The sequence below is a fragment of the uncultured Cetobacterium sp. genome, assembly GCF_947039425.1.
Taxonomy (GTDB): domain Bacteria; phylum Fusobacteriota; class Fusobacteriia; order Fusobacteriales; family Fusobacteriaceae; genus Cetobacterium_A.
Genome location: NZ_CAMQYW010000254.1, coordinates 1 through 2,913, shown reverse-complemented (window position 1 = coordinate 2,913; position 2,913 = coordinate 1). Strand labels below are relative to the sequence as shown.

3 protein-coding genes are annotated in these 2,913 nt (G+C 24.2%); 2 read left to right on the top strand and 1 reads right to left on the bottom strand.

The features are described from left to right. Positions 1–324: 324 nt before the first annotated feature. Positions 325–936, bottom strand: coding sequence for a helix-turn-helix domain-containing protein (locus Q0V09_RS10045; protein ID WP_297489160.1), 612 nt, complete (start codon positions 934–936; stop codon positions 325–327). Between the two features lie 378 nt (positions 937–1,314). On the opposite strand from Q0V09_RS10045, the gene Q0V09_RS10040 reads away from it, so the two are divergent. Next, entirely contained in the window at positions 1,315–2,010 is a 696-nt protein-coding gene (locus tag Q0V09_RS10040) for a ParA family protein (protein ID WP_297407743.1), read from the top strand. Positions 2,011–2,061: 51 nt separating this feature from the next. After that, positions 2,062–2,745 (top strand): hypothetical protein, encoded by a 684-nt coding sequence (locus Q0V09_RS10035; RefSeq protein ID WP_297489158.1) that lies wholly within the window; start codon positions 2,062–2,064, stop codon positions 2,743–2,745. The last annotated feature ends 168 nt before the right edge of the window (positions 2,746–2,913 follow it).

Here is a 2,913-nt window from a genome sequence, read left to right as displayed (position 1 = left end):
ATTTTTTTAATTCATCATACATGGTTATATTTCTATTTGAAATTAAACTCATATCTCCCTCCAAGATTCTGTATTGTATCTTTGATATAAGGGGATTATAGCATATAAAATCAATTTTTTTCTAAACTTCCATTTAAGAGATTTTCAAGAGTTTTACAATAAATACTAAAAGCATTTTTTTTCATAGCATTTAAAATATCAAAGGACATACCTCTTTCAATAGCTATACTTATTGCTTTTTTTTCATGCACTTTATTTAAAGCAATATTATGTATGGTTGATTTTATTTTTTCATCTTTAAGAATCCAATCAAATTTAAGAGCCTTATATATGTATCCTTGCCCTTTGTTCCACTTTTGGAATAAAGATCCTCTCTGTAGAAATACTTTTTAAAGCTGTTAAATTTAAAATGTTTTTTTTAGTTTGAAAGTTTATTTTGATTTTTGTTTCATTTATAATTTCATCAATTAATTTTGAAATTTCATTTAATTTTTCTTGATTTATACTGTTATTAGTTATTTTACTATTGTTTTTGTTCTCTAGTTCTTTATTGTTCGTATTATATAGGGTAGGGGTTCTTTTTTTAGAGGGTGGTGTTTGAGGCCCATAAAGTTCTAAATATCTCTCTTGTAAATTACAAGTTGTATATATTTTGGTTTGTTTATCTGGATGTGTTGTAAGGATAATTAGATTTTTTTCTTTTAAAGATTTTATAGTTTTTTCAACTTGGCTTTTGGAACAAAGTAGAGTTTGAGCGATTTTTCTTTGACTGGGAAAGGCAATTGAGTTATTACCATATCTTTCAATAATAGCAAAAACAAATTTTTCATAAGCATTGGAGAAAAGAGAAACTATTTTGTAATTGTCACTTTCTTTAATTTTGTAGTCATCAATAAGAAGGTTTTCCAATTTAAAATAATTGTTAGTTTTTTTCATTTTTTCTGCCCCCTTAAAACATTTTATTATTTATATACTCTATAAACCTATAAAAATAAAGATATTTTGTGCAATGCAAAATTATTAGAAATGATAATTATAATATTTAATTTAATAGAGTACCTTGCAGTATAGGGTGGGTAGGGTAAAGTTAAGTGATTATCTCTTGCTATTTTTCTAAATTTCAAGATCACTTAAATCTAATTCATCATTCCAGTGTATTCCATTTCCTCCAATATCAATTTTAACATTTTAAAAAAAGCATAATTTTCTTAATTGTAAATGTTGTATTAAATAGCAAGTTATGGTAAGATTTTTTAAATAAAAGAAAATAAAAAGATTTAAAAGAATCTGTTTTTAAGTTTTGGGAGGGAAGTAATGGGAAAAATAATAACTATAAAAAATAACAAAGGTGGTGTTGGGAAAACTTTTTTAACAACTCAACTAGCTTCAGGATTAGCCCTTGCAGAAAATAAAGTATTAATACTTACATCAGATTCACAAAATAATGTATTTGACTATTTATTAAGTGGATTTTTAGAATTTAAAAATGGATTGAAAGCTGAAGTATCAAGAAAAGAGGGAGAATACTTTAGATTAAGTAAAAATTTATATTTTTTACCTTTAGAGGACAATAAATTTTCTAATCAATTTTTAAAAAATTTACCTGTTTTCTTAGATGAGTGTAGAGAGGAATATGACTATACTATTATTGATAGTACTGCAATTTTAAAATTAGATGCTGTATTTTTGGAGAAAACAGACTCAATTATTATTCCAACTTATGCAGATGAAGTAACTTTAAAAAGTGTTATTAATCTTTTAAAAGAAGTGGATATAAAAAAAGTAAAAGCAATTGTTACAAATAGATATAGAGCTAGTCAAAATCAAAAAAAATATTATGAAGCTTTAAAAGCTGACTTAAAAGACAGTCCAATTTTTATAAGCAAACCTATTAATCACGTATCTTTTCTTGAAAACATGTTAGATAGTAAAAAATCAATATGGCAGTTTTCAAATAAAACAGCAGAACAAATTCAAGAGATATTATTAGATGTTATAGAACAAATATAAAAATTTTAAAAGTGTCGGACATGTGACCGAAGCTTTTTTAGGGAGTTGAAAATGAAGGATAAAATTAAAAATAGATTAAATAAAACTGATGTAACTAAAAGATTAAAAGAAATGGTTGGAACAACAGACCCTCCAATAGTATTAGATGAAAATTTAGATAAATATATGAACTTAGATGTTATAAATACTATCGCAGAAGAGGAAGAACTTGTTAATTTTTTAAAGGATAGATCTATTGAACTATTTAAGATACAAACTAAAAATATAATTGAACTAGGAAGAATTTTTAGTGAAGTTTATAATAAATTAGCAAAATCAGGGAGTAAAGAGGGAGTCTATAGCAAGTGGCTAGAGTGTAATGGAGTTAGTGTTAGAACTGCCCTTAGATATAGAAATAGATATGAAATATATTTATTAGTAGATAATTCTAAAAAATCTCTTATAGCAACACTACCAGTGAAATATATCGAGATTATATCAAGCTCAGAATATAAAGATAAGTATATAGAGTCTATTAATAAAGATATGGAGATTAAAGAGATTATAAATAATCTTCAGTGTAATGATGTTATTGAAGTTAAAGAGGAAATAGATTTTGTAGCACAATATAATTTTAAAAATTATGAAAACTTACTTACAAATATAAATGAACGAACTGAAAAATTAAAAGAAAAAGAAAAAATAGAAATAATAAAATATTTAGAAAAAATAAATAATATTTTAAATAAAAATTAACTAAAGTAGGAGAGGGATATTATCTCTCTTTTTTTTGCGTTTTAACCTTATAAAAAACGTTAATTAGGGTGTAAAAGTCTATAATAAAAAAGGAGGGTCAAAATGAGAAATTATAAGTTGTTTTTTGAAAATTTAAAGTTAATTCAAAAGAAATATGAAATACTCAAA

What these genes read in the sequence shown, in the direction of transcription:
- Q0V09_RS10045 (WP_297489160.1), bottom strand. Translation starts at nt 936, where the DNA reads ATGAAAAAAACTAACAATTATTTTAAATTGGAAAACCTTCTTATTGAT.
- Q0V09_RS10040 (WP_297407743.1), top strand. Translation starts at nt 1,315, where the DNA reads ATGGGAAAAATAATAACTATAAAAAATAACAAAGGTGGTGTTGGGAAA.
- Q0V09_RS10035 (WP_297489158.1), top strand. Translation starts at nt 2,062, where the DNA reads ATGAAGGATAAAATTAAAAATAGATTAAATAAAACTGATGTAACTAAA.